Source organism: Rhizobium sp. P44RR-XXIV (genome assembly GCF_001999485.2).
Classification (GTDB): Bacteria; Pseudomonadota; Alphaproteobacteria; order Rhizobiales; family Rhizobiaceae; genus Rhizobium.
On sequence record NZ_MPVZ02000029.1, the window covers coordinates 703,646 to 728,657 of the forward strand.

Consider the following 25,012-nt stretch of genomic DNA (forward strand, 5'->3'; position numbering starts at 1 on the left):
CAAGCGCTTGGGGGCGAGGCAGTCCCCCAATGCTAATTACGGCAGCGTGTAGCCGATGACATAGTCGCCGGGCTTGGTGCCAACCGAGCCATGGCCACCGGCCACCATGACGACATATTGCTTGTTGTCGCTGGCTGTATAGGTCATCGGCGTCGCCTGGCCGCCCGCGGGCAGGCGTGCCTGCCAGAGCTGCTTGCCGGTCGTGACGTCATAGGCTCGCAGATAGTCGTCGACTGCCGCACCCAGGAAGGCGACGCCGCCCTTGGTGATGATCGGGCCGCCGATGCCGGGAACGCCGACCTTGATGGGCAGCGGTAGCGGCGTCATGTCGTAGATGGTGCCGTTCTTGTGCTTGTAGGCGATCTTGCCGGTCTTCAGATCCACGCCGGCAACATAACCCCAGGGCGGTGCCTGGCAGGGAACGCCAAGCGGGCTGAGAAACGGGCCCATATAGACGCCGTAAGGGGAGCCCTCATTGCGGTTCAGACCCTGTTCGCTACCCTTGTCTCCCTCTCCCTTCGGCGGGATCTCGGCGCGAGGCACCAACCTCGAGGTGAAAGCCAGATAGGTCGGCATGCCGAACATGATCTGCGCTCCGGATCGACCGCGACGCTGCCCCAATTGAAGGTGCCGAAGTTGCCGGGATAGATGATCGAGCCACGCAGGGACGGTGGCGTGTATCGGCCGTCATATTGATGCAGATGGAAGGAGATGCGGCAGGCGAGCTGATCGAACAGCGAGACACCCCACATATCCTTTTCCTGAAGCGGCGGCGGCGAGAAGGTCAGGTCCGAGATCGGCTGCGTCGGAGAGGCGTGATCCTCCGGAATGGTGCCGCCCGGTGCCGGAATTTCCTTGAAGGGTATGATCGCGGCACCCGTGCGACGATCCAGCACGTAAAGGTCGCCCTGCTTGGTCGAGGCGACCACCGCAGGGACGACGCTGCCGTCGGCCTTGGTCAGATCGAAGAGCACGGGCTGCGCCGGCACGTCCATGTCCCAGAGGTCGTGATGGACGAACTGCTGCACCCATTTCAGCTGGCCGGTGTTGATATCAAGCGCGACCACCGAGGAGGAGAAACGCTCGACATTGGCGCTGCGTCCCATGCCGAGCTGGTCAGGCGTCTGGTTGCCGAGCGGGACATAGACCATGCCCAGCGCCTCATCGGCGCTGGAGACCGACCAGCTGTTTGGCGAATTGGTGGTGTAGGTCTGTCCGGCGGGTAGCGGCGCCGTCTGGTCGGGATTGCCTGAATCCCAGTTCCAGATGAGCGCGCCGGTTCTGGCGTCGAAGGCGCGGATGACGCCTGATTGTTCCTGGGTCGAGTAGTTGTCGTTGACAGCGCCGCCGATGATGATTTTGTCAGCCACGATCAAGGGCGGCGATGTCGAATAGTAGTAGCCGGCCGGATTGTATTTCATGCCGGTTTCGAGATGCAGCGTGCCCTGATCGGCGAAGCTGGGGCATACTTTACCATTGGCTGCGTCAAGCGCGATCAGCCGGGCGTCGGAGGTCGGAAGATAGACGCGATCGGCGCAAGGCGCGCCGGCAGCCACGGCCTTGTCGTGATAATAGGAGACTCCTCGGCAAGTCTGATGCTGGCGATTGGGGTTCATGCCGGCATTGGCGTCGTAACGCCATTTCTCCTTGCCGTCTTTCGCATCGATGGCAATCGCCAAACTATGCGGCGTGCACAGAAAGAGCGTGTCGCCGATCTTGAGCGGCGTGACCTGATAGGTGGTTTCGCCAATATCGTCAGCACGTTTCACATCACCGGTCTGGTAGCGCCAGACCTCCTTGAGATTTGCGACATTCTGCGCCGTGATCTGGTCGAGAGGCGAGTAACGCTGGCCGAAAGATGTGCGCCCATAGTGATGCCACTCGCCATCGGGCACATCGCCTCCCGTCGGCGCATTCGCCGTCACCGTTGTCGGCAGATCGCCAGATAGGTCGTGGGGATTTGTCGTCATCGAGTAAACAGCGATCAGGACGGCAATGATCAGGGTTGCTGCCAGCGGCCAAGGATTGGCGCCATAGTGGACACCATCAAGGCTGCGGAACCCGAGTGGACGCCTGATCCATGGTGTCAGCAGCCATAGACCGATCAGGATGATCAATCCGCCGCGCGGACCGAGCTGCCACCAGTCGAAACCGACTTCCCATATTGCCCAGGCAAGAGCCGCAAGCACGAAAGCCGCGTAGAGCCAGAGAGCTGCGGCCTTGCGCATGGCAAGCAGGATACCGGTCACCAGGAAGGCGAGACCGGCGAGAAGATAGAAGACGCTGCCGCCAAGCAGCACGAGCCAAAGGCCGCCACCACCGAGCGCTAGGCCAACGAGTGCCAGAATGATGGATGTTATGAGTATGGCCATGATCCGCTCCAGTCTATCCGCCGATTTGACAGTGATTGATCGCAGGCACTTAGAGCTCGGCTTCACCCCTATTGGGTCAGGCACCGAACGAAGTTGAAATACATAAAAAGTGCGTTGGCTACGACGGCCGGCGTCGTGTCCGGTGCCAATTGTATCGATACATCAGATCTCCGATCCAATTCGGAGACTGAACGCCTGGATTGCAACAATGGCGCAATCCAACCAGTCGTTCAAGTTCGATACCACGACGCCCAAATTCATTAACGGACGTAGTTAATTTTTTAACAATTGTGCGGATACTAACGGAACAAACCATGGAATCAAGGGTTTCCGTGCCAAGCCGGAGGACTAGAGATGAATTTGAAGATCGTCACTGCGCAGTCGGAAGTCGAAACCGACGACACCGGGACCTATCCAGATGGCATGGTTGAGCGCAGCCACATCGAGTTCTCCGCAAGTCACGAGCAGCAGCATCGTAAGTCTCACGAACGTGACTATGGTGCGCGCAAAGTCATGAGACCCATTCCTGTTGGTCTGGTCTGATTTGACTGGCAGCGACTGCTGATCAAGCCCGTAGGGCGGTCTCAAATATAGAGCGGCGCCATCCTGCGCCAGGCGCCGGCGCGATGCGCTCGGCCATCCCAGACATGCAAACGATGATCGATCTGTTTGCTGGCCAGGAGATGGCTCAAATGGCGGTTGTTGGCTAGAAACGGATCGGCATCGCCGATCGTCAGAACGATATCGACCTGCCGCAGCTTTTCCAAATGCCAGTCCGAGCCTAGTCCGGGCAGGAAATGCGTCGGTGTGTGGAAATAGATGTCGTCGTCGTAATAGCCGTCGAAGAGATCACTGAAGGATTCCACCTGCATCGTCAGGTCGTAGCGGCCCGAGAAGGCGACGAGTTTACGAAAGAGGTGAGGGTGGCGAAAGACCAGGCTTGCAGCCTGGAAGGCCCCGAGGCTGCAGCCATGGACGATGGTGCAATCATGCGGGTTCTTTTCCGCCATCAAGGGCAGGACTTCGTTCAGGATATATTCCTCGAAAGCCCTGTGACGGCGAATGCGCTCGGCCGGATGGCGAGCCGAACCGTAAAAGGTTTCGCCGGCGAGCCCCTCGATACAGTAAAGCTGAAGATGTCCCGCGTTCAATTTTTCCGCGAGGCTGGCCACGATCCCGATCTGCTCATATTGCCAGAAGCGCCCGTCTCTCGTCGGAAACATCAGGACTTTGGCGCCTGCATGGCCGAACACCAGCAGCTCCATGTCTCGTTCCAGCCGCGGGCTGTACCAGCGCAGATATTCTCGGTTCATGACACCTTGAAAAATTGCCCTACCTTGTCTCGCAGAATTGCGTTCTGCTCCTCCATGCCAGTGTATTCGAAATGGCCGGCGTCGAGAATGAAGATTTCGTTAAACTTCTGCGTCGCATTTGCGACGGCGAACTGACAGGGCGGCGCAACTGCAGGATCGAAAAGAGCGGGAGCAATGAGCATCGGCACCTTGATGCGGCTTGCAGCGATCGCGGCATCGAAAAAGCGCAGCGTCTCAAACACGCTTCCGTGTTCCTTCTGATAAGCTTGGACCGAGTCGGCGCTGCCAACGGTGGGCAAGGTCAGCCAAGCCTTCCGATCGCCAAAGGTTGGCACCACCAGATGGCCGCGATCGATCCGTGCATCGAAAGGAATTGCGAGGCCGCCGAGACCGCCGCCGAAGCTGATGCCACTATAGCCAATATGGCCGGCAATCCAGGGATAGAGCGTCTCCAGCGCCGAAACCGCAAGCCAGAGATCTTCGACACAGCCGCCGATGACATAGGTATCGCGGCTCTCTATACCATGGAGAACATGGCCCGGCGCATCCGCCGGAATTTCCGCAGTGGCGCTGAGGGACAGGCCGCGTGAACAGGGAAACAGCACCGCCGTCTCTTTCAGAGGAAGATCAAAGTCGGGCTGGTCCCTGCCGCCATAGCCATGCCCGACAACAAGGCCACGACTGACCTGCCCATGCCTTGGAATGAGAAGCCAGCCGTTGATTTGAATTGAATCGGTCGAGGTGTAGCTGACATCGAAGACATGCCACTTGTCATGGTGCAGTTTGCTATGGCGAAGCCTTGGCTGCGGGTCGACTGCAATGGCGGCGGTGTAGCGCTTCTGCCAGAAATCATCGAACCCATCAGGCGCTTGCGGCGGTTCGATGGCTCGCAACTGCTCCGGCTTAAGGCCATAGGTGGGATCGAAGGCGAAGGGATGGATTGTCGGTATGCTCATGGGAGAATTGTCGCGTGAATGCCTCAGCGGCGCAAGATCGTGATCGGCGGCCCGCCACTGCGTCTGCTACTTGCGGTGTCTATGGCGCCGGCCTGTCGATGCGGTATAGCACATGTGGCCGCAGAATATGTCCCGGCGGCACTGTGATATCGTCAAAATCCCCATCCTCGACGCGAACCATGCCGATCTTTTCCATCGCCTGCCGGGAGGGAAGATTGATGTCCGAGGTGTAGCCGATGAGGCAATCGGCCTCCAACTGCCGCCAGGCAAAATCAATCCAGCAACGGCTGATCTCCGTGGCGTAGCCCTGGCGCCAATAGGCGCGCCCGAGAATCCAGCCGATCTCCAGCGGGAAATCACCGGGCACTTCCGGTCCGGGACGCGACAGACCGCCGCCGCCGATCAGCGCGCCATCGACCTTCCGTTCGACGGCCAGGAAACCGTATCCGTCCTGTGCCAATTGTTCATTGGCTTCATCGATCAGCTCATCCGTCTCAGCCGCCGTCAGCAGGCTCGGATAATAGTATTTCCTCACTTCGGCATCGGCATTGATGGCGGCAAAGGGCTCGCGATCACGATCCTGCCAGGGCCTTAGAATGAGCCGGGAAGTTTCGAGAGTAAGCATGGCGACCCTTTACAGCGAATAGTTGATATAGCGGTGCTTTAAACGGCATGTTGCGCAAAGCTAAAGAGCTTCGCCGCATCTCCATCCACGAATTCGCTCTGAATGTCCACCGACGCGTGCATCCGGCCTGCCTGGACAACGCGCGAGAAGCGTCATGGGCGGCCAGGTCACAAGCAACGAAAAGATCATGCAAAATGGCTCGCTTTCTTGCCGACCAAGGTCGCATCCGCGTCCCCGTTGAGATATACTGTCGCAATGATCAGGATCTCAGCAGCACTTGTCGGAATCTCGATAGCAGGCCCGGTATTGGCGGGACAGGGTCAGGTTGTTCAATCCGGCGATAAAATCCAGGATTGCTCGAATGCCGCGGACCAGGTGCTGTCAAAAACAAAAGGGCGGCTGCTATCCGTCAAGCCGCGTGAGAACCGCTGTATCGTCACAGTAATCGTTCCGCATAGCGGCAATCGGCCAGAAAAGATTGTCGTTCCCGTCGATTTTACTGATACTGATAGTAACCAGGACAATGGGCAATAGCCGCGAGCGGTAAAGGGACCGCATGAAAATGGGCGAAATTATCCAGTTCAGGCCCTTAATGCGTTACGGTAAGCGCCCTGACGCACAGGCTCGCCTGGAAAGGGAGCTGCAAATTCCCTTTACGGCAATGCCAAAGCTCGAGGTGAGCCGTCCTCGTACAAATGTGCAGAAAATCTCGGTACCCAACGCAACATCCAGGCCGAACTTTCCGCTGAGTGGGATAGCCATCGTCGTCGGTTCGATTCTTGTCTATGCCCTGGTGATTTCGCACGTGGTCGGCCAGCCGCATTATTCGGCGCGCGCAAACCTTATGCCACAGGTTTTCGTGCAATATTAGGTCTTCGCGACGGCCGCCACTTCGAGCTTCGTAGTTTTCGCCGCGATTTGTTTCCTTCACTTAATATTCACGAGCCACCGCCAAGACCTGTTGCGAAACACAGAGTCGGTCGTGCGTGTGGGAGAAATATTTAGGTCTGTTCGTTAAGTGAAGATTCTACCAAATCTGGTGTAATCTGGGCCAGATGTTTGTTTGCGGAGTGCATTTCTTGTGGCGGCTTAAAATTCAACAGCTGCAATGGATAGGGGCAATAGCCGTTATCATGGTTTGCTTGATAATGGCTGGCTCGACGATCGCCTTCAGCTTGTCGGATTACAACAACTACAAGCGAGGTGTAACAGAGTTCAATCGGTTTCATGTCGCCTTGCACACCGCCGCCGCGATCTCGCGGGAACGTGGACCTGCAAACAGCCTTATGGGCGCATCCGACGAGCAACGGCCTCAATTTACCGCGGCACTCAACGAGAGCCGCAAAGAGACCGACCGAAATATCGCCAGCGTCGAGACACTTTTTCGGACGGAGATAGATGCGTCGCCGGAGATGCGCAGCGCGTTCATGGCGGTTAAAGCTCAATTGGGCGCCGGCAGGAGTGCTGTCGACGCGGTGGCGGCAACCCCGCGCGGCGAGCGCAGTGGTGCAAAGATAGCCGAAGCCATCCAGGCAATGTTCCGTGCTGCGGACCGTGCTCAGGACTATCGCGACGTTGCGGGACGATCGATCATCGCTTTGGCGCCCGAGACCGGTGCCGAAGTGATGTTGACCTCGATGGCCGGAACGCTAAGGGAGCGAGCCGGACGAGTGGGATCCTATGTCGTCATGATGATGACTTCGGAAGGGCAGGCGCGCTCGCATTACCGCGCCGCATTCGACAGCGAATTGAACCGGTTGTTCGAGGTGAACGCGCTTCTGAAGACCTATGCGCCCGCCACCCTTGAGTCCAAGGCCATTGCGCAATTGCTGGATCAGGTAACGGTAAACTACTTCTCCGGCTCATTGCCCTATGCCCAACGGGTTGCATTTGGATTGAATGGTAGCAATTCGCCAACGCCGGCTGAATTTACCGCGAAGTACGTTCCCGGGATGAAATCTACCGAAGTCCTGCGCGAATTGATCGAAGAGACAGCGCTCACTTCTCTCGAGACCGCGCGCGAGAAAGCCTTCAACGCCATGCTGGTTTCGACACTTCTGGCCGGCGTGGCGATATCGGTGGTCGTCGGCTTGGCCTATCTGCTCGGGCGATCGCTTTTCCGGCCGATGCTTGCGGCTATACGGCAGATCGACGATATCGCGGCCGGTAATCTCTTGCAGCCAACGCCGATGCCTCACGCAGGGCATGAAGTGCGCGAGATGTTCCAGCGGCTCGATCTGCTTCGGGAGCAACAGCGCCTCAAGAGGCATTTGGAGATGGAGCGCAAATCGATGACGGAGGAGCTTCGGCGTCTCTCGCAGACGGATGCACTCACCGGTCTCCTCAATCGCCGTGCCCTTGGTGAGGCGGTGGGGGAATTGCTGACTGTGCCGAGAGACGGTTCCCTCGGCATCGGCGTCATCATGTTCGACATCGACCATTTCAAGTCGATCAACGATCGCTATGGCCACCTTGTCGGAGACCTGGTTCTTCAAAGGGCAGCGGAGACCCTGGCCCCGTGCCTTCGCTCGCAGGATCTGTTCGCTCGCTATGGCGGCGAGGAATTCATCATCGTATTGACGGACGTGACCGAGGCATCCGCACAGGCAACTGCGGAAAGGCTGCGAGAGACATTGGCGAAAACGATCATCAACGACGAACATCAGCTGACCGTCACAGCCAGCTTCGGCGTCGACTGGCGGCCCCAATGCACATTCGACCACTGGGAAGAGTTAGCCATTGTAGCAGACAGGCGGCTCTATCAAGCCAAGCGCAATGGCCGCAATTTGGTTTGCTCTTCCGACGTGCCTGCGGAAAAGACGACGGCGCCGACCGTGGGAGGTGGCGATCATGGCTCAGGTGGCGCGGACGCAGCATGATCGAGCCGCAGGCGTTCAGCGCTGCGGAGAGCGGTGTTTAATCCGACCAGATACATCCGCCGGTCGCGATTTCAGTTCAGTAGGTCAATGTGACGACCACCGTATCGGTGTAAACGCCCGGAGATGGCGTCGTTTGCGGCGGCACACGACCATAAACCGTGAGAAGTTGAGCCGTTCCGTTTCCTGTTCCAGCGACGGTGCTCCCGGGCGTGCTGGCGTCTCCCCATGGCTGCAGCCGATTTAGATCCTTGTAGAGGCCATAAGTTACTGTCTCCGCTCCCTTCGCCATCTTCCGCGCCGTCGGCGCTGCATTCGCCGTGCCGCCGTTCAGCGAGATCGTATAGGTCGTGCCCGGCGTGCAGGTTGCAGTCACCGAGCCCGTGGCATCGACGTTGGCTCTCAAGACGCCTTGCGTGCCAAAATCGATATTCTGAATATTGATCAGGCAGTTAGCAGCAACGCTCGCATTGACCGTGAAGGGGGCCGATCCCAATGTTCCCGACGGAGCAGCGCAGGTGGTGGCACTGCTGTAGCTATAAATGAAAGCGGTGTCGGCAGCCGAGAAACTCGATGTAAACGCTCCCGTTGCTGCCGTCGGTTGATTGCCCAGAGCCGAGGCGTACACGGTAAAGCTACCCGAAGCCCCGATCAGCGAACCTCCGCTGAGCAAAGCCATCGTCAGGGCATAAGCTGGCGCACGCGATGGATAGGACCAGGTACTCGAACCCCAGACCACACTGTAGCCGGTATCGGAATAAAGCTGATAGTTCAATGGATTGGTTCCATTCAACATCTGCCGCGCGACTGCCGAAGTTGCGCCACCGCTGCCTGTGCCCATATTCGGGCAGATCAGCAGGCGTTTGCCGATATCCAGCAATCCCCCAGTGCAACTGGCGGTCAATGTCGAGGTGGTATTAACGGGGTTGTTGGACAGGGTATCGACAGCACCAAAATTTACGTTGGCGACGCTGAAACTGCAGCTTTGCGCGAAGGCCAACGACGGTAGCAACAGGAAGAGCAGAAAGGCAATCGAACGAAACACTTTTCCAGCTCCCTCTCAAAAACACCTGACATTATCGATAACAACCTGCTGTCCCCGATGCGGCTTGTAGGCAAACTGGGCGTGGCATTTCGTTCCGTCCTCCAGCGACACCTCGATGGTGTTTTGCCCATGCAGGCCGCGGATATAAGCTTGGCCGTCATAGCCGATGACGAACTCCTCATCCGCGCCCTGCAATTTGCCGCTGAGCCCCGCCCGCAGGAATGCACCGGTCTTATCCTCGATCGTGACCAATGCAGCCTGCGGCGCTTCGGCCACGCCGAACTTGACGACGACACCGCTGCGGTCCGCCGGGACGACAATTTCCTTCGTTGCCGGCACGTCGGCATCGACTGGAAGATTCTTCGGATCGATAGACACCGTGTTCGGTTCATAGGAGTTGAGGTTAGGCACCAGGATCCGGCCGCTTTGACCGGTTTTACCGACGGGCCTGTTCTGCTGTTGAACTTCAACATCTGGGGCACCGACATCGACAACAGCGAAGGCATCGTCGATGCGGTTCGTTGCAAAGACGCTTCCTCCGGCGACGGCGATGGCGCCATCCATTCGTGCCGTCGCGCGTGCATCCTTATCCTGCTGTTGAACGCCGGCCTCGAACTGGGCAAATGGCGCCCGATAGCTGACTGCCGCCTCCCGGTTGGTATCCTGACCTTCGGATGTACGCAGCCGCCAGCCGAAACTGCCATTTTCCTGCTGTAGCGACTTCGAGACATCGGCGACGACATCGAGACCGTTCGGGCCGCTCTGAACGCCGGTGTTCGCGTTGATGTTGCCGCCGAAGGGGACTGAAATACCGGCAAAGATGCCGAAATTGCTGCGGTCCTCAAGGTCGGTGAATGCAGTAGCGTAGAGCGTCATGCGCTTGAACGTCTGACTATAGGAAAGACTGGCGATATTGCTCTTGGTGCGATCGGCGCTTTCAAGCCGCGTGTAGGAAAGGTTGAGGCTGGAAAGATCGAGCGGCGTCGGTACGCTGAGGGTGACCTGATCTAAGGCACGCGGCACGCCGGCGCTGAATATCGTAAATTCTCCCGAGGTGCTGGCCGTTGGTTTGGCGGAAACGGATGCGATGTCATCGTAATCGTCGAAGGCACGCTGCATGCGCGCATAGAAAGACCATCTGGCATAGTCCAGTTCCAGCGAGGCATTCAGTAGCGCGCCGGACCGGTCGCCGCTCTTGCTTCCCGCTCCCGCGACCGATGCCACGCCCCAGGTTCCTACCGGAAAGGCGACACCCACACCGCCGTTCAGCAGATCCGTGCCGCCTTCAAAATGCCCCTCCAGTGTCAGCCAGTCGGTCAACCCGTAGCGAGCGGTGGCGACGCCCATGATCCGGCCGTCATAGTCGTCCGATTCCGTTCCGAAATTGCGCCGGGGAGTGCCGAGCTCCGCGGAGAAATCCATAAGGCCACGCCGCAAGAGCAGATTGGAAGAATAGAACGGCAATGTCTGGGTCGTTTCCCGCCCGAGGCTGTCGCGCAGCACGACGGTTGCCTGTCCTCCGCCGGAGAAGACAGGCAGGTTGGTAACCTCGAACGGTCCGGCGGGGACGTCGCCGGAATAGGTCCTGACATTCTGCGTATAGATCTCCAGCGTCGAGGGAACGGCCGCACTTCCTGCGAAAGCGGGCAGGGGTTCGGTCACCAGATCGGCGCGCAGCGCAAAATTGCGTTGGAACTGGATGCCGCCGAAATAGACCGGCCGCGTCCATGACAGGCCGCCGGTGGTCAGATCGCCGGCGCGATAGGTGACCAGATTTTTCGGGTCCGAATAGCTCCAGGTGGTATTGAGGCGCGTCACGCCGTCGAGGCTGCCGTTGGAATAGCCGGCGAGGAAAGATTGGCTGAGCGTGCCGTATGGGCTGAAGATTCGGGCATCAAATGAGCCGGATATCCCCTGGAAGATGTCTGTATCGCTTTTCAACAGACTGTTGGAGCTGGCAAAAAGCGAGTAGTTGAGCACAGCGCCGTAGCCCGATTGCGGTGTCGGGATCTTGCTCTCCTCCTGTTGCCTGACATTGATCACGTGGGGCGCACGTCCCTTGTCGGTCGCCTGGACATAGAGCCGCTGGGTTTGGTCATCGACCTGATATGACAGGCCGGGCAGGGCACCGAGTTCGATAAGCTTGTTTTCGTCGGCGTCTGCTGGGGGCTTTATGCCGACTTCGCGCAGTTCCTCGGCCGTTGCTGCGAGCGAACCATTCGGGCGCTGTTTGAAATTACCGATCATCTTCATCGAAACATTGTTGATGAATACTTCAAGGTAGACGTCACGCGTGCCGGCGGGCTGGTCGGCGGTTACAACAGCTGCCGGCAGATTTGGGACTTCCTGAGCACGCAGCACCGAAACCGAAAGAAGGATGCTTACAAGAACGGTGCCGGCCCTAACGCTTGGTAACGGCGATGTTCGCATTGAACGGCCCAAGATCGCTCTGGCCTTGCAAGGTGACAACGCTGGCGGATAAAGGCTTTGCGGTCGCGATGGGCCATTGCATCGTCGCGCCACTCAGGACGTAGCCGACTAGGCCGTTGCGGCTACCGATTTTTGCAGCTCCCTGTGCGAGTGTTACGTTCGACAGCCGGAAACGGCTGCCGCCGTTATTCTTGCCTGTCAGAACCAGGCTGTTGCCTTGCTTGCTGACGTTCCACGAGACATCGGCCGGCTTCACATCGGCCTTCTTGAAGAAAATGGGGATAGAGTGGCGCATGATCAGCGTTACCGTTCCGGCACGAGCGCGCGCTGGATCCGGCAGTTCATCAACGATGACGCGATAGGTCTCCTCCGACCGCACCGGGGCTTTGCTGGTGCGAACCACCCGCACGACATATTGGCCGTTGGCGCTCATCTTGGCCGAAGGCGGGCTGGCAACAACGTCCCTTGTCGGCTCAAGCTTCTCTACGCCGCCCGTCTGGCTCCACTTGAAGATGCGCATCTGGACATTGATGGGATGGTCCCCGTCATTGGCGAGATTGAGGACTGCGGTACCGGCCGGCGCAATAAGCTCAAGACTGGTGGGCGCCACTCTTAATGACGCAGCGTTTACGCCATAGGTACTCAGTAGCAGAAACGTAGTCGCAGCAATGCGTGGCAACCTGCGTTGCATGGTAGCCTCCTGGACCTATCGGTTTTTAGTAAGTGACGGTAATCGCCACTATGTCGGTGTAGACACCGGGAGCCGGTGTTGTCTGCGGAGGAACCCGCCCATAGACGGTAGCGTTCTTGACGCTGCCGTTACCGGTGTCCGATACCGTGTCTGTACCGATCGTCACACCCCATGGCTGCAGGTGCGCACTATCACGATAGAGACCATAATTTATCGTCGCCGACGCCGGACCCGTCATGACGCGGACGGCTGTTGTCGCGCCAGATCCTGAACCAGCGCTCAGGCCGATATTGTAGGTCTGCCCTGTTGTGCACTGGACGCCTATGGTGCTCGTCTGGTCGATGTTGGTGGCGATGACGCCATTGGTGCCAAAATCGAGATCACTGGCGGTCTGGATCACGCATTGAGCCTGAATGGTGATGCGAACATTCATATTGCCGGTCGCAGTGGCGGCCATGGCGGATGGTTCTGCGATGATCATAGCGGCACCCAAAAGAACGGCGCCACGTAGTGCTCTCAGCATTCGCAATCCCCCTAACCACATTCTCGAAAACATCAGAATATAAGAAACTAATCATATGTTATCGATTCTGGCAATGAGGTAGAAACCGAGTGTACGTGGTGAGGCAGTATCAAAGAGCCAAGGTGGCAGTATAGGCCAAATTTATTTAGCGCATACTTGTATATAAACGCTATTTTTGAGAAATATGGTTAACGTTATGTCGATTCATCAGTCTTGCGATTCAACAATTACAGCGGGAATACCTTTTTGACTTCTAGCGACCGCCGACTTTCAACAGTGATAATAAATAGAATGTGATTCCATTCGATCGCGACAAAGAGATTACGCTCTGAGCAGTATATGTCGCATATTCTCGGCGCCTTCATGGAATGAATGGGTAAACCGTAGATCTTCAGTTACTGGTCAGTCCCAACATTGCCGTATCCGATCTCTCGCGGCTGTCGCTGGAGCCGGAAAGCATCGCGTGGCTTACGGCGTCGATCATCGCATATTTCTCGGCCTGATAGTTCCAGTATTCCGATACGAACGTATGGGATAGCCAAAAGCCGCTCTTCCCGGGCGCACCTACCCAGCCGACACTGCCGAATTCGGCTGCCCGCTTGAACAGTCGCTTCAGATGCGTTCTGGAAATCATGAATTGGCTCTGCATTACCTTCATCGACAGTGGGCCGATCAGTACTTTGTCGGCGGCAAAATCGATCGAGGTTATCCGTGAAATGAGGTAATCCATGACCGCACCACCCGATGTCGCCCAATTGAACAGGCTGAACGTCACGCCAGGATTGCGAAGAATATCACTATCCATGATGCGCTTGGCGATGATGGGATGCATCCGCCAGATGACATCCGGATCTATGGCGACCTTGGCCATCCGGTTGCCGCCGTCGAGCGTGTCGAGCACGATGAGATGCGTCTGAAGCCAACGCGCCATATATTCACGGGTAAGCGCAGATGGCTCAAACAGCGTGATGCGGCGGTCCGAGCTGCGCGGCACAGGCTGAATAAACTTGTAGGCCTGCATTTCCTTGAGGAAGGCGGCTGCCGTGTTGCGGCTGGCAAGGCCATGTTTCACCGCAAAGTCGATGAAGCGGCTACTATAAAGCCCGGGTATCGGCTCATCGGGATAGCCGAGAGACAGCGAGAAGCCGGCATGCGCAAGAAGCCATCGCTGTTGAGCCGCCATAATCGAGGCTATGCGAGGATTCTCGCTGTAAATAGCCATAAGCTCATGCGCACTATGCAGTATAGCCGAAAGAAAATGTCCGTTACGACCAAGCTCATTTGCCGTTAATACCATGGGCGCCGCAGTTCATTGCCTTGAGGTTCATAAAGGAATCGTGGTCAGTCCCCAGCTCCAGCCACAGCATAATAAGATCACAAGATCATTTGCTTGTCTGCTGACACTCCCGATTAACTTTAAGGATAAAGCTTAATGATGCGATCCTGCATCAGGTGCTTGCTCGGAAATCTCGGAGAAACCGGCCGATTCCCGAATTGTATCAATGACAATTTAGAAATTGCTTCCCGACGCGCTGCCGCGATTATCGCGCTGAAGCGAAGTGAAGGCATCCCCTGTAATGTTGACGATTTTTGGTTATCGCGGGTCCATTAATGTGCGCAAGGTTCTATGGCTTTGCGCTGAACTCGGTCTGAACTACGGCACCGAAGATTGGGGCGGCGGCACACGCCCGACATCGTCTCCGGAGTTTCTGCGCCTCAATCCGGCCGGTATGGTGCCCGTCATCGATGATGGCGGTTTCATCCTTTGGGAATCGAACACGATACTGCGCTACCTTGCGGCGAGCCGCGGTCGCACGGATCTCTTGCCGGATGATCTGAAGCAGCGCGCCTCCATCGAGAAGTGGATGGACTGGCAGGTTTCCGATTTCAACAATAGTTGGCGCGTCGCCTTCCAGGCTTTGGTGCGCAAGAATCCGGCATATCAGGACAAGACCGCTATCGCTCAATCCCTGGACACATTTTCCGATCTGGTCGGCCGTGTCGCCGCGCAGATCGATCGGAGCGGTGGTTATGTCTGCGGCGGCAGTTTTACGCTTGCCGATATTCCCATAGGCCTCTCGATCCATCGCTGGCGAGCGCTGCCGGCGGCAAGGCCAGACCTCCCCATCATCGAGGATTACTACGAGCGGCTATGCTCGCGGGCGGGCTTCAGGGAATTCGGATTGAATGGCGGCCCATGAATCGTCTGTGTTGAACCGGTCAATCAGTCATTTCCATCAACATTTCTTTGCAAAAGGTCTGCAATTAGCCATGTTTCGGTAAAAGCCGCGCCACAGTTCTCGCCAAAATGGCCAGTTGAGATCTTGTCAAAAGGAGCGGTCGATGGATACGCAGCCTGTGGGATGGTGGAATGGCCAAAGCGAGGCGACCCGAAGGCTGGGCTCGGCGCTTGCGGTTTGCGGAACGGTGGTTGGTGCTCTCTATCTGATCGTTGAAACCGCCCCGACGGAGCGCGCCATGCGGTTCTTCGATGAGAGCGGTCGCATCGCAATCAGCAGCGCAAAATCCCTGCAGCATCCTGCGCCAAACGAGTTGCAGGTCGCGATCGATGCAAGCCCAGCGCGGCAATTGATGACCGTGCCGGTCCCGACCCCATCTCCATTGGCGTTGGTGAAAACTCCAGCGCCGGCGAAGCACATTGCCTCGCGTTCCGATACGGCCAAGGCCAAGGTCGCTGCTTCCGGCGATGTCGCACGGTTCGACCGTTGCCTGCCGCAGTGTGAAACACGCGACCCCTTGATTGCCGGAGGTCCGGAATATGCCCAGGCCGAGCCGCCTTTGGTGGCCAACGAACCGCCTCCGGTTGCGGAGGAAAAAGTAGGTTTTCGCCCGCTGGCCGGCGCGCGCCACCTGTTAAGCCGAGCTGTGGATGCTCCTGTCATCATGCTTCGCCGCAGCCGACAGGCGCTTGACGATGTCGCGAACGCAGACTGGTAAATCGACAACTTCGGAAACAGATATCAGCACCCGTTGCCGTATTTGAACGGCAACGGGTGCTTTTATTTCTGCCATAACCAGCCGTGTCCATGGGATGGCGATTACAGTCCACCAGCACTCGCGGTGCTGCGCAGCAGCCGGCAAAGGCTGACAAGGCCAGAGTCAAAATTGCCAGAGGCCGTCACCTGACGACAGGCAATCAGCATGCGCTTCTGCTCGGCGCTCGACATCGTGTGGAAAGCGGTCAGGGTGCGGGTGCTTGAGCCCGTACTTCCTGAGCCGAGCCCGAAGCCGCCCGTGCCGTTCGTTCCGCCAGTTGTCACTCCAGTACCACTGCCCGAACCAGTACCAGTGCCTGAACCAGTGCCTGTGCCAGTCCCTCCAGTACCGCTACCTGAGCCACCGACTCCCACACCGACCCCGACGCCAACTCCGGATCCGCCGAGCGAAACGCCAGCACCGGCATTGACGCCGCTGGACCCACCGACAGAGGCTCCGAGGCCTGCGTTGACACCGGCAGTATTGGCCGATGCGCCGACGCCGGCATTAATGCCGTTGGATCCGCCGACGGATGCACCGACACCCGCATTGACGCCACTTGTTCCGGATACCGAGGCACCCAAGCCGGCATTGACGCCATTCGCGCCGCCAACGGAAGCGCCGGCACCGACACCAAGCCCCTTGGAGCCTAGGCCGGCACCCAGGCCCGCATTGATCCCACCAATGGAGACGCCAAGACCCGCGCCGAGCCCACCACTGCTTCCGGACCGGCCGCCACCGTGATCCGTTCCGCCGCCGGGCTCTGCATAAGCAGTCGAAGTCAACAGAAGAAATGCGGATGCGACAATCGCTATCCGTGAAGATCCTACTCTCATGACTAAACTCCGTTTCAGTTTTGGCTGCTTGAATAGCCAGTTTCTGATATTCGGAGCGCGCGCGCCGTAGAGTTGGAATGAATGGACAAACTTATTGTTCTTTCCTCCCAAGACCAACCTGCAGTATAATCTAATTTAGTAATGCTGCAATAACATTTTACACGAATGCCTTGCACAATGACAACGCTACCAACCTCCAACCGGTAGAGATGCCTTATTTTGCAACAGGGCTATTATGCTTGAGTATTAAAAACGAAATCTATTCTGAAGGAGCGAGCGACTATGCGCGCTCCGCCCAGATCTTTGCCAATTCAACAAGCGTCTTGACCGACTTTTCCATATCCTGCCGACTAACCCATTCAAGCGGTGAGTGAAAGGCATGGCCGCCGGCGAAAAGATTGGCGCATGGAAGCCCCATGAAGGAGAGTCTTGAACCGTCAGTACCGCCGCGAATACTGCCGCGCACCGGCGTCATGCCGGCGCGCCTGATTGCCTCTACGGCATAATCGGCGATCTGCGGATGGCGATCGAGGATCACCTTCATGTTGCGGTACTGATGCCTGACTGTGAATGTGTAGGAAGAGCCGGGATAAGCAGTCATGACGTCCTTGACGATCTGCTCCAGTATCGCCTCCTTGACGGCGAGCCCTGCGTCATCGAAGTCACGAATGATGAGGCCGAGCGAGGCCTTTTCCATTGAACCGCTGACACCGGTCGGATGAATGAAGCCATCTCGGCCAGCCGTCGTTTCGGGAGCCAGGTCCTTCGGCAACCTGTCTATGATCGCGCCGGCAATCTTGATGGCGTTTTCCATCTTTCCCAAGGCGAAACCTGGATGGATGGCTACACCCTGGATCACGATTTCGACGCCATCCGCCGAAAAAGTCTCATCCTCGATATGCCCGGCAGTTTCGCCATCGACCGTGTAGGCGAATTCCGCGCCGAGCTTTTTCAGATCCACCTTGTCGACACCGCGGCCGATCTCTTCATCAGTCGTGAACAGGAGCTTGATCGTGCCGTGGCGGATGTCGGGATTGTCGACGAGATACTGAGCCGCCGTCACGATTTCGGCGAGGCCCGCCTTGTCGTCGGCACCCAGCAGCGTAGTGCCGTCCGAGGTGATGATGTCGTTGCCGAGCTGGTCGCGCAGGGCAGGGTGCTCATCGACGCGAATGATTTGCTGAGGGTCGCCCGTGAGCCTGATGTCGCCGCCGCCATAGTTTCGCAGGACCTGCGGCTTGACGTTCGTGCCCGTGAAATCTGGCGCGGTATCCATATGAGAGCAGAAGCAGATCACCGGAACCGGCTTGTCGACATTGGATGGAATGGTCGCGTAGACATAACCGTGCTCGTCCAGATGCGCATCCTTCAAGCCGATCGCCAGCAATTCTTCGACCAGAATCCGCCCGAGGTTCTTCTGCTTTTCCGTGGACGGCTGTGTGGTCGAAGACGCATCGGACTGCGTGTCCACGACGACGTAACGAAGGAAACGATCGGCGACGGTATCGGTCATAGGGTTTGGCTCCGGTATGGTTTTGGCCTTGCGCTGACAGCTATAGCCGCCGAAGACGTAGGCGTGAATCCATTATTGTAAAAGAAAATCGACGATCCTGGGGACGATGCAGATATCCGCCGACGGCCACTGCGAAACAGCGACGCCAGCCAAATGAAAAGGCCGCCCCGTCTTGTAACGGGGCGGCCTTATATTCATCCGGCTGTAAAACCTTACTCGGTCGCGGTCAGCGTTACCGAGGTGCCGGTCGCTGCGACGTTGAGGCCGAGCTGACCCGTCACGCTCACGGTCTGAAGCTGGATGGAACCAGCCGTGCCACCGACGAGGATGTTCGTGCCGACGCCGGCACCCACGGTCGCTTCAACGGTTGCACCTTGATAGAGGCCACTCAGAGAGCCGCGATGATAGCCGGCTGTCGGTGCGAAGACGAGCCAGACAAGCCGGCTGCGAGTCGTAAAGCCCAGATCGACGCCCATCTTCCTGATCGCGCCGGTGTAATGATCAACGCGTGCGCGTCCGACCGTCGAATGGAAGGTGCAATCCACTTCCTTCGCCGAGCCGAGGACGTAGCCGACACCGCCACCGATTTCGCAATCGAGGTAGCCGATCTTGACGCCGTTGCGCTGGTCGGTATCGTCCTCGCGGTAGGTCTGCAGGTCCGCCGCGCGTGCCACTGCCGTGCCGGCGACAATCAACGATGCGGCTGAAAACGCCAGTGTCAGAATTTTTCTCATCTGTTTTCTCCTTGTCAGAGTATTTATGGGTGGCGGGCACCCTCGGGTCGAGCCGATAGAATCAACCTCTACCTAACGCTTGTAATCGCAGAACGATCCCAAAAATAAGGCGGCTATCGTCATGATCCCTCAAACAATATAGGGAGCGGCGGCTGCAGTGGCAGCCCCTTGCCTTTCACGTTTTGCAACCGACTGAATCGCGCCGCGTCAAATCGGCCACGCAAGACAGACGAGTCCCTATTTTTCCTTGATCACGCTTCCTGCAGCAGCTTCTCTTTGGCTGTGAAAGCAAAAACGTCGACCGGTTCGCCAAGACCCTTGAGCGGGAAGGCGCCCAGGCTTTCCATATCGCGCTGGCAGCCAGCCATTTCGACGAAGGCCTTGGACAGCAACACCGGCCGTTTCACTTCCTTGGTCAGCGTTTCCAGGCGCGAAGCGATGTTCACGGCTGGACCGATGACGGTGAAGTCGAGACGGGTGCGCGAACCGATATTACCGTACATCACGTCACCGACATGAACGCCGACGCCATAGCGAAGCACTTCGCGACCGTTCTTACGATTTTCCTCGTTTAATGCCGTGACCGCCGCCTGCGCCTCGCTGATGGAAAGGAGCAGATTGTGGCAGGCATCAGGGTTGCTAAGCGGAAAGATGGCGAGCAAGCCGTCGCCCATGAATTTCAGGATTTCGCCGCCATGCTTTTCGATGGGGTCGACCATCGCGTCGAAATAGCCGTTGAGCAACTCGATGACGTCGTCGCGCGGCCACATATCAGAGATGGTGGTAAAGTCGCGAAGATCGCAGATCAGGATGGCCGCGCCGACGGTGGCGCCGCTGCCACGCGTCGTTGCGCCGGCAAGGATCTGTTCGCTGGCATGCGGCCCGACATAGGTGCGCAATAGTGTGCGCGCCATGATGTTCTTCAACCTGATTTCGGTCACCATCGTCAGGGCCGGGAGCAAATCCTTCAGGACAGTGATGTGCGCTTCTGTAAAGCCGCCGGGCGCATCCGAGGAGAAGGTGACGATATGACGCTTGCCAAGCGTGTGGTAAATCGGCCAGGCGATGTAGTCGGTCAATCCTTCCGCATGCAGTTCCCTGTAGAGCGGATAGGCAAATTGCTCCCCATTTGGAACCTCGAGATTTTTCCGGACTTCGGTTGCGCCATTGAAGATTTCATTGATGGGGCTTGCCAGAAACTGCGGCGTCTTGTCGACGCCGTGGCTGAATGTGGCGATATCGCCTTCCTTCATGCCTGTCCGCCAGAGGATCCGCGCGCCGAGCCACTGCGGATGCAGCGTCCTGAAATGCATGCTCGATCGTGCAACGGGGATTCCGGCAGCCACGAGCTTCTCGCACAGCTCTACGAGAATATTGTCTATGAAACGCTGATCGCGAACATCATTCATCAGCCAATCGAGGATCTTGTTCTGTTTCGTCGGCCAGCAGCCATGATCGTCTTTTTCCAAGCTAGCCACTGCTTCACTAGAAGATTGCATTTCCTTTACCCCACAAATTTCTTCGCCTGCCATCGGCTGTCTTAACGCCCCGGTTCAAGGTGTGAACATACGCCCCTTGTGATTTGCCGGGAACGGCACTTGCCCCGATTTCGCAATTTTGTCAGCCGTGCGCTCGACTATGGCGCGAAAACGCTGAATCGGTCATATGCCTCATATGGTTCTGCAGCTTCCGCGCTGCAACGGTCTGTCGGAAAGGCAAAAAGCATTGAGAGCATATTTGGCAGGTCCGGAGGTTTTCCTCCCCAATGCGAGGGAAATGCTGGACCGCAAGATTGCCCTGGCGCGCAGCTATGGTTTCACTCCGGTGTCACCCGGCGATCTGACCATCCCGGAAACGGAAACGAGGTATCAGCACGGCCTCGCCATCAGCGCCATCAACGAAAGCCTGATGTCGAGCGCCGATCTGATCATCGCCAATCTGACACCGTTTCGCGGCATATCGGCCGATGTCGGCACGGTCTTCGAGCTTGGCTTCATGTGTGCCCGCGGCTGTCCAGCCTTTGCTTTCTCCAATTGCGCGGAAAACCATTTCAAGCGGGTGAGCAGTCTCCATGGCGGCGACGTGCAGCTCGGTCCCGACGGGCGCCACCGCGGACCGGACGGATTGTCGCTGGAAAATTTCGACATGATCGACAATCTGATGCTCGATGGAAGCATCGCGGCGCGCAACGGCACCATAATCACCCGCAAGGTGGCGCCGGATCAGTTGTTCCTCGACCTGACAGCGTTTGAAGAGTGCCTGAATCTGGCGGCGCAAAGACTGCTGAAGACGACCGCCCGAGCCTGAATCGAGCCTCGGGCCGATTTGCCGCAAATGCTGATAGGCTTAGGATGCAAGATGCGCAGCACCCAGCGAAAACGCCAGCGCCTCAAGTTCCTCATAAAGAGATTCCGCGAAGCTGCGCAGTACCGTCAGCTCGAAGTCTTCGGCGCCGGTGCGTGCCAACTGTATTGAGATATGGCCGAAGAGGGTCATGGCCGCGTGTCCCTCAGGAAAAGCCGAAGCATGAAGATCGACGGCTGTGCCCCTGCTCAGCAATTCGGTGGCAAGGGGGCCTGAAACGCCGATCCGGATGCGGCCATGGCTCTGGTCGGAGACAAAGGCGGTGCCGGCGAGGGCGCTGGAAAGCTGGTTTACAATCGCATTGGGAAGCACGTCTTTGCCGGCGACGAACCATTGCCGGTATCCGGCCGGCCGTACGGAACTTTCCTTGATGCCCACTGCGGAAAGATGCGCCTCAAGCCCGTCGGCCGTGAGCGCTCCCATCACATGCAGCATATGCCCCTCCGGCAAAGCTTCGAGCCGGATGCTCGGCCCATGCAGAGCGGCCTTGCCAGCGAGGACGGGTTTTCTTTCGAGGAGATCAGGCATGGAGCTTCTCGTTTTCGGGATCGATGAAGACGGGGCTGCAGAGCTGCCCTTCGGTGAATTCGTTACGCAGTCCGTTCCAGATCAGGACCTTCTCGCCAATCCGCTCGGGTCCGTTCTTGACCAGTGCGAGGCCGATCGTATGGCCGAGGCTCGGTGAGAAGGCGCTGGAGGTCACATAACCCTGATCGTTTTCGAGCGTCGCTGCCGCGCCCTCCGCCAGAATATGGGCGCCAGTGCGGAAGCTTGTTGCCGGATCCAGCGGCTTGACGCCGACGAGGCGAGGGCGGTCAGCGGCCTGAAGGCCCTTGCGCGCAAGCATCGCCTTGCCGATGAAATCAGCCTTTTTTGAGGAGACCATGCGGGCAAAGCCGAGATCGCCTGGTGTCACCGTGCCGTTGATCTCGGCATGAGTGACATGGCCCTTCTCGATGCGCATGACGCCGAGCGCTTCGGCGCCATAGGGGCAAATTCCATGCTTCTGTCCTGCGTGCATGATGGCATCGGCGACGGACTCACCATAGGCCGCGGGTACACCGAGTTCATAGGCAAGCTCACCCGAAAACGAGATGCGAAACAGCCGTCCCTCGAGCTTGCCGCCGAACAGCGTCACCGTGCGTGCGCTCATGAAAGGGAAAGCCGCGTCCGAAATGTCGTCATCGACGATCTCGGCCAGGATGGCGCGGGCTTTCGGCCCCGCGACCGCCATCTGTGCCCATTGATCGGTCGATGAGGCGAAATAGACCTCGAGCTCGGGCCAAAGCGTCTGGGCGCAGAATTCGAGGTGTGTCAGCACACCGGCGGCAAGCGCCGTCGTCGTGGTCATGAAGAAATGATCTTCGCTCAAGCGGCTGGTGGTGCCATCGTCATAGATCATGCCGTCTTCACGCAGCATGATGCCGTAACGCGCCTTGCCGACCGGAAGCTTCGCAAAACCGTTGCAGTAGATGCGGTCGAGGAAGGTCGCCGCGTCCTTGCCGAAGATCTCGATCTTGCCGAGCGTCGAGACATCGCAGATGCCGGCATTCCTGCGGATGTTGAGAACTTCCCGATCGACGCTTTCGCGCCACGTTTTTTCTCCTTTGCGCGGGAACCAGGAGGAGCGATACCAGAGGCCGGTTTCGACAAAGACCGCGCCATTCTTCTTCGCCCAGCCATGCAGCGGGGATTTGCGGGCTGGCTGGAAATGCTTGCCGCGCGACGAACCGGTGAGGGCGCCGAAAGAAACCGGCGTGTAGAAGGGCCGGAATGTCGTGGTGCCGACCTCCGCAGGCGAGACACCGCGCGCCTCGGCGAGAATGCCGATGGCGTTGATATTGGAGAGCTTGCCCTGATCGGTCGCCATGCCATTCGTCGTATAGCGCTTGGCAAGCTCGACATGACCGTAGCCTTCGCGCACGGCAAGACCGAGATCCTTGAGGTGCACATCGTTCTGGTAATCGACAAAGGCCTTGCCCTTGCCTCCCTTGACGGACCAAAGCGGCGTGGCGGATGACTGGGTATCGTCTCCGGGAGCAAAGGCCGGTTCCGCCTTGGCGAATCCTATCTCCTTGAGCGCTTCCGCTGCCTTGCCCGCTCCATCGCCAAGGCACGCTTCCGTCGAATCAAGACCGGCTGCAGAGCCCGCGACGAACAGCCCCTCCTGCCTTTCCTGCGCGAGGAAGGCTGCATTCCTGTCGGACCAGACGGGCTTTCCTCCGCGATGGCAGGCGAGGTGAATGATCGGGCTCCAGCCGCCTGACATGGCAAGCGCATCGGCCTCGATCTTTTGCGTGCCCGAAGCACTCGCGATGCTCACGCCGCGCACATGCTTGCCGCCATGCGCATCGACGATGCAAGCACCTGTCAACACTCGGGCCTTACCCGCCCACGCATCGCTTCCGCCGGAGCGGCTATCGATGATGGCGGCAACCTCGACGCCGGCGGCTTCGAGATCGGCCGCTGTCTGATAACCGGATTGATTGGTGGTGAACACAATGGTCCGCTTCCCGGGGGCGACAGCCTGACGGTTCAGGTAGCTGCGCATGGCACCTGCCATCATGACGCCCGGAATATCGTTGCCGCCGAAGACGAGCGGCCGCTCTTCCGCACCAGTAGCGAGAATGGCTTGCCTTGCGATGATGCGCCAAAGACGCTCAACCGGCCGGCGTGTGTCGGGTGCCGCCACATGCTTCTGCACGCGCTCCACGGCGCCGAAGACGTTGTCATCGTACCAGCCGATAACAGTCGTGCGCGGCAGGCACTGGACGTTCGGCAGGCCTTCGAGTTCCTTCAAGATATCACCGAGTGGCGACTCGCGTTCTGCAAGCAGACCGCCACCAAAGGCAAAACCCTCGTCGGCAAGCAGGACTCGTGCGCCTGCACGCCCCGCCGTCAATGCGGCGGCAAGCCCTGCCGGCCCTGCGCCGATGACGAGCAGATCGCAATGCGCCCAGCATTTTTCATAGGAGTCGGGATCGGGTTCGTAGGATGCCTTGCCGAGACCGGCAGCCTTGCGGATGATCGGTTCGTAGACTTTCTCCCAGAAGCCGGTCGGCCACATGAAGGTCTTGTAGTAGAAGCCGGCGCTGAGGAAGGGGGAGAGCAGGCTGTTCACGGCGCCGACATCGAAGCCGAGCGAGGGCCAGCGGTTCTGGCTGCGCGCGATCAGCCTGTCATAAAGCTCGATCATCGTGGCGCGACTGTTGGCTTCCGTTCGCCCGCCTACGCCAGTCGTGACAAGAGCGTTGGGCTCGGCGGCTCCCGCCGTCAGGATGCCGCGCGGCCGATGATATTTGAAACTGCGGCCGACGAGTTGGATACCGTTTGCGAGCAGGGCAGAGGCTAGCGTATCGCCAGGGTGGCCCTGAAGGTCGCGACCATCGAAACTGAAGCTGAGGGTCTTGGAACGATCGATCCGGCCACCGGAAGAAAGGCGAGAACTGGTCATCCCTGGCCTCCGAGCTTGGCAAGCGCTGCGTCGCTCACACCATGGACCTTATGGGTGACCGTATCGCGCTCGACGACCAGCCAACGCCGGCAGCCGGAGGAATGGTGCCAATATTCCTTGTGTCGACCCCTCGGATTGTCGCGCAGATAGACATAATCATACCAGACGTCGGAACCGGCATCCGGCGCGGGACGAACAAGGTTCGCGTCCCCCTTGATGGTGAATTCCTCTTTCGGGCGAAGACCGCAGTGAGGGCAGGAAATCAGGCTTGCCATGTCGTCAT

The 25,012-nt window shown here is 58.3% G+C and carries 21 protein-coding genes and 1 pseudogene; 6 read left to right on the forward strand and 16 right to left on the reverse strand.

The window, feature by feature from the left end; all coding sequences use genetic code 11:
• Positions 1-36: 36 nt before the first annotated feature.
• Positions 37-2,372 (reverse strand): annotated as a pseudogene (locus tag BSK43_RS29305) (glucose/quinate/shikimate family membrane-bound PQQ-dependent dehydrogenase).
• A 354-nt stretch (positions 2,373-2,726) separates the two neighbouring features.
• Here BSK43_RS29305 and BSK43_RS29310 point away from each other — a divergent pair.
• The gene (locus BSK43_RS29310; RefSeq protein WP_068392552.1) at positions 2,727-2,915 is read left to right on the forward strand and encodes a hypothetical protein; all 189 of its coding nucleotides are present in this window, start codon (positions 2,727-2,729) and stop codon (positions 2,913-2,915) included.
• A gap of 41 nt (positions 2,916-2,956) precedes the next feature.
• Here the strand turns inward: BSK43_RS29310 and BSK43_RS29315 are convergent, their stop codons facing one another.
• The 3 genes from BSK43_RS29315 to BSK43_RS29325 all read right to left on the reverse strand — a co-directional run bounded on the left by BSK43_RS29315 (position 2,957) and on the right by BSK43_RS29325 (position 5,266).
• Positions 2,957-3,685, reverse strand: a complete 729-nt coding sequence (locus BSK43_RS29315) for an alpha/beta hydrolase-fold protein (protein ID WP_068392551.1) — start codon at positions 3,683-3,685, stop codon at positions 2,957-2,959.
• A complete protein-coding gene (locus BSK43_RS29320; RefSeq protein WP_077468226.1) occupies positions 3,682-4,641 on the reverse strand; it encodes an acetylxylan esterase in 960 nt (319 codons plus the stop codon). Before BSK43_RS29320 ends, BSK43_RS29315 begins: the two co-directional genes overlap by 4 nt.
• A gap of 79 nt (positions 4,642-4,720) precedes the next feature.
• On the reverse strand, positions 4,721-5,266 hold the full coding sequence (locus tag BSK43_RS29325; RefSeq protein ID WP_077468227.1) for a GNAT family N-acetyltransferase: 546 nt from the start codon (positions 5,264-5,266) through the stop codon (positions 4,721-4,723).
• Between the two features lie 556 nt (positions 5,267-5,822).
• Here BSK43_RS29325 and BSK43_RS29330 point away from each other — a divergent pair.
• Complete coding sequence (locus tag BSK43_RS29330) at positions 5,823-6,137, forward strand: hypothetical protein (RefSeq protein ID WP_136687334.1); 315 nt, start codon at positions 5,823-5,825, stop codon at positions 6,135-6,137.
• Positions 6,138-6,414: 277 nt separating this feature from the next.
• Positions 6,415-8,145, forward strand: coding sequence for a diguanylate cyclase (locus tag BSK43_RS29335; RefSeq protein ID WP_169055481.1), 1,731 nt, complete (start codon positions 6,415-6,417; stop codon positions 8,143-8,145).
• Positions 8,146-8,221: 76 nt separating this feature from the next.
• Here BSK43_RS29335 and BSK43_RS29340 read toward each other — a convergent pair whose 3' ends face one another.
• From BSK43_RS29340 to BSK43_RS29360, 5 genes are all read right to left on the reverse strand, one after another.
• A complete protein-coding gene (locus BSK43_RS29340) occupies positions 8,222-9,187 on the reverse strand; it encodes a spore coat protein U domain-containing protein (RefSeq protein ID WP_077468231.1) in 966 nt (321 codons plus the stop codon).
• Positions 9,188-9,202: 15 nt separating this feature from the next.
• Complete coding sequence (locus tag BSK43_RS29345) at positions 9,203-11,617, reverse strand: fimbria/pilus outer membrane usher protein (protein ID WP_077468232.1); 2,415 nt, start codon at positions 11,615-11,617, stop codon at positions 9,203-9,205.
• The gene (locus tag BSK43_RS29350) at positions 11,589-12,308 is read right to left on the reverse strand and encodes a molecular chaperone (protein WP_077468233.1); all 720 of its coding nucleotides are present in this window, start codon (positions 12,306-12,308) and stop codon (positions 11,589-11,591) included. The genes BSK43_RS29345 and BSK43_RS29350 overlap by 29 nt, the downstream gene beginning before the upstream one ends.
• A 25-nt stretch (positions 12,309-12,333) precedes the next feature.
• Entirely contained in the window at positions 12,334-12,831 is a 498-nt protein-coding gene (locus tag BSK43_RS29355) for a spore coat U domain-containing protein (protein ID WP_077468234.1), read from the reverse strand.
• Positions 12,832-13,222: 391 nt separating this feature from the next.
• Positions 13,223-14,128, reverse strand: a complete 906-nt coding sequence (locus BSK43_RS29360) for a hypothetical protein (protein ID WP_077468235.1) — start codon at positions 14,126-14,128, stop codon at positions 13,223-13,225.
• Positions 14,129-14,408: 280 nt separating this feature from the next.
• Between BSK43_RS29360 and BSK43_RS29365 the strand changes: the two genes are divergently transcribed.
• Both BSK43_RS29365 and BSK43_RS29370 read left to right on the forward strand, forming a co-directional pair.
• Positions 14,409-15,032: a glutathione S-transferase family protein gene (locus BSK43_RS29365; RefSeq protein ID WP_077468236.1), complete on the forward strand. Its 624-nt coding sequence runs from the start codon at positions 14,409-14,411 to the stop codon at positions 15,030-15,032.
• 142 nt (positions 15,033-15,174) lie between these two features.
• Positions 15,175-15,789 carry a hypothetical protein gene (locus BSK43_RS29370; RefSeq protein ID WP_077468237.1) on the forward strand — a complete coding sequence of 205 codons (615 nt, stop codon included), beginning with the start codon at positions 15,175-15,177 and terminating at the stop codon, positions 15,787-15,789.
• A 101-nt stretch (positions 15,790-15,890) separates the two neighbouring features.
• Here BSK43_RS29370 and BSK43_RS29375 read toward each other — a convergent pair whose 3' ends face one another.
• The 4 genes from BSK43_RS29375 to BSK43_RS29390 form a co-directional block, all read right to left on the reverse strand.
• Positions 15,891-16,664: a hypothetical protein gene (locus BSK43_RS29375; RefSeq protein ID WP_077468238.1), complete on the reverse strand. Its 774-nt coding sequence runs from the start codon at positions 16,662-16,664 to the stop codon at positions 15,891-15,893.
• A 280-nt stretch (positions 16,665-16,944) separates the two neighbouring features.
• Positions 16,945-18,177 carry a peptidase T gene (gene pepT / locus BSK43_RS29380; RefSeq protein WP_077468239.1) on the reverse strand — a complete coding sequence of 411 codons (1,233 nt, stop codon included), beginning with the start codon at positions 18,175-18,177 and terminating at the stop codon, positions 16,945-16,947.
• 212 nt (positions 18,178-18,389) lie between these two features.
• Positions 18,390-18,911 (reverse strand): DUF992 domain-containing protein, encoded by a 522-nt coding sequence (locus tag BSK43_RS29385; RefSeq protein WP_077468240.1) that lies wholly within the window; start codon positions 18,909-18,911, stop codon positions 18,390-18,392.
• A 251-nt stretch (positions 18,912-19,162) separates the two neighbouring features.
• Complete coding sequence (locus tag BSK43_RS29390; RefSeq protein WP_077468241.1) at positions 19,163-20,410, reverse strand: adenylate/guanylate cyclase domain-containing protein; 1,248 nt, start codon at positions 20,408-20,410, stop codon at positions 19,163-19,165.
• Between the two features lie 277 nt (positions 20,411-20,687).
• Between BSK43_RS29390 and BSK43_RS29395 the strand changes: the two genes are divergently transcribed.
• Entirely contained in the window at positions 20,688-21,218 is a 531-nt protein-coding gene (locus BSK43_RS29395; RefSeq protein WP_246662724.1) for a nucleoside 2-deoxyribosyltransferase, read from the forward strand.
• A gap of 39 nt (positions 21,219-21,257) precedes the next feature.
• Here BSK43_RS29395 and BSK43_RS29400 read toward each other — a convergent pair whose 3' ends face one another.
• From BSK43_RS29400 to BSK43_RS29410, 3 genes are read right to left on the reverse strand one after another with little or no spacing between them, the layout of a single operon-like run.
• Positions 21,258-21,803, reverse strand: a complete 546-nt coding sequence (locus BSK43_RS29400; protein ID WP_077468242.1) for a sarcosine oxidase subunit gamma family protein — start codon at positions 21,801-21,803, stop codon at positions 21,258-21,260.
• Positions 21,796-24,729, reverse strand: a complete 2,934-nt coding sequence (locus tag BSK43_RS29405; protein WP_077468243.1) for a sarcosine oxidase subunit alpha family protein — start codon at positions 24,727-24,729, stop codon at positions 21,796-21,798. Before BSK43_RS29405 ends, BSK43_RS29400 begins: the two co-directional genes overlap by 8 nt.
• The gene (locus tag BSK43_RS29410) at positions 24,726-25,004 is read right to left on the reverse strand and encodes a sarcosine oxidase subunit delta (protein WP_077468244.1); all 279 of its coding nucleotides are present in this window, start codon (positions 25,002-25,004) and stop codon (positions 24,726-24,728) included. Before BSK43_RS29410 ends, BSK43_RS29405 begins: the two co-directional genes overlap by 4 nt.
• Between the last annotated feature and the right edge of the window lie 8 nt (positions 25,005-25,012).

Excerpts from the sequence above, each read along its gene's own strand:
- BSK43_RS29355 (WP_077468234.1), bottom strand. The coding sequence starts at position 12,831 with ATGCTGAGAGCACTACGTGGCGCCGTTCTTTTGGGTGCCGCTATGATC.
- BSK43_RS29315 (WP_068392551.1), bottom strand. The coding sequence starts at position 3,685 with ATGAACCGAGAATATCTGCGCTGGTACAGCCCGCGGCTGGAACGAGAC.
- BSK43_RS29310 (WP_068392552.1), top strand. The coding sequence starts at position 2,727 with ATGAATTTGAAGATCGTCACTGCGCAGTCGGAAGTCGAAACCGACGAC.
- pepT (WP_077468239.1), bottom strand. The coding sequence starts at position 18,177 with ATGACCGATACCGTCGCCGATCGTTTCCTTCGTTACGTCGTCGTGGAC.
- BSK43_RS29345 (WP_077468232.1), bottom strand. The coding sequence starts at position 11,617 with ATGCGAACATCGCCGTTACCAAGCGTTAGGGCCGGCACCGTTCTTGTA.
- BSK43_RS29335 (WP_169055481.1), top strand. The coding sequence starts at position 6,415 with ATGGCTGGCTCGACGATCGCCTTCAGCTTGTCGGATTACAACAACTAC.
- BSK43_RS29325 (WP_077468227.1), bottom strand. The coding sequence starts at position 5,266 with ATGCTTACTCTCGAAACTTCCCGGCTCATTCTAAGGCCCTGGCAGGAT.
- BSK43_RS29350 (WP_077468233.1), bottom strand. The coding sequence starts at position 12,308 with ATGCAACGCAGGTTGCCACGCATTGCTGCGACTACGTTTCTGCTACTG.
- BSK43_RS29320 (WP_077468226.1), bottom strand. The coding sequence starts at position 4,641 with ATGAGCATACCGACAATCCATCCCTTCGCCTTCGATCCCACCTATGGC.
- BSK43_RS29390 (WP_077468241.1), bottom strand. The coding sequence starts at position 20,410 with ATGCAATCTTCTAGTGAAGCAGTGGCTAGCTTGGAAAAAGACGATCAT.
- BSK43_RS29370 (WP_077468237.1), top strand. The coding sequence starts at position 15,175 with ATGGATACGCAGCCTGTGGGATGGTGGAATGGCCAAAGCGAGGCGACC.
- BSK43_RS29365 (WP_077468236.1), top strand. The coding sequence starts at position 14,409 with ATGTTGACGATTTTTGGTTATCGCGGGTCCATTAATGTGCGCAAGGTT.
- BSK43_RS29405 (WP_077468243.1), bottom strand. The coding sequence starts at position 24,729 with ATGACCAGTTCTCGCCTTTCTTCCGGTGGCCGGATCGATCGTTCCAAG.
- BSK43_RS29400 (WP_077468242.1), bottom strand. The coding sequence starts at position 21,803 with ATGCCTGATCTCCTCGAAAGAAAACCCGTCCTCGCTGGCAAGGCCGCT.
- BSK43_RS29395 (WP_246662724.1), top strand. The coding sequence starts at position 20,688 with ATGCTGGACCGCAAGATTGCCCTGGCGCGCAGCTATGGTTTCACTCCG.
- BSK43_RS29330 (WP_136687334.1), top strand. The coding sequence starts at position 5,823 with ATGAAAATGGGCGAAATTATCCAGTTCAGGCCCTTAATGCGTTACGGT.
- BSK43_RS29360 (WP_077468235.1), bottom strand. The coding sequence starts at position 14,128 with ATGGTATTAACGGCAAATGAGCTTGGTCGTAACGGACATTTTCTTTCG.
- BSK43_RS29375 (WP_077468238.1), bottom strand. The coding sequence starts at position 16,664 with ATGAGAGTAGGATCTTCACGGATAGCGATTGTCGCATCCGCATTTCTT.
- BSK43_RS29385 (WP_077468240.1), bottom strand. The coding sequence starts at position 18,911 with ATGAGAAAAATTCTGACACTGGCGTTTTCAGCCGCATCGTTGATTGTC.
- BSK43_RS29410 (WP_077468244.1), bottom strand. The coding sequence starts at position 25,004 with ATGGCAAGCCTGATTTCCTGCCCTCACTGCGGTCTTCGCCCGAAAGAG.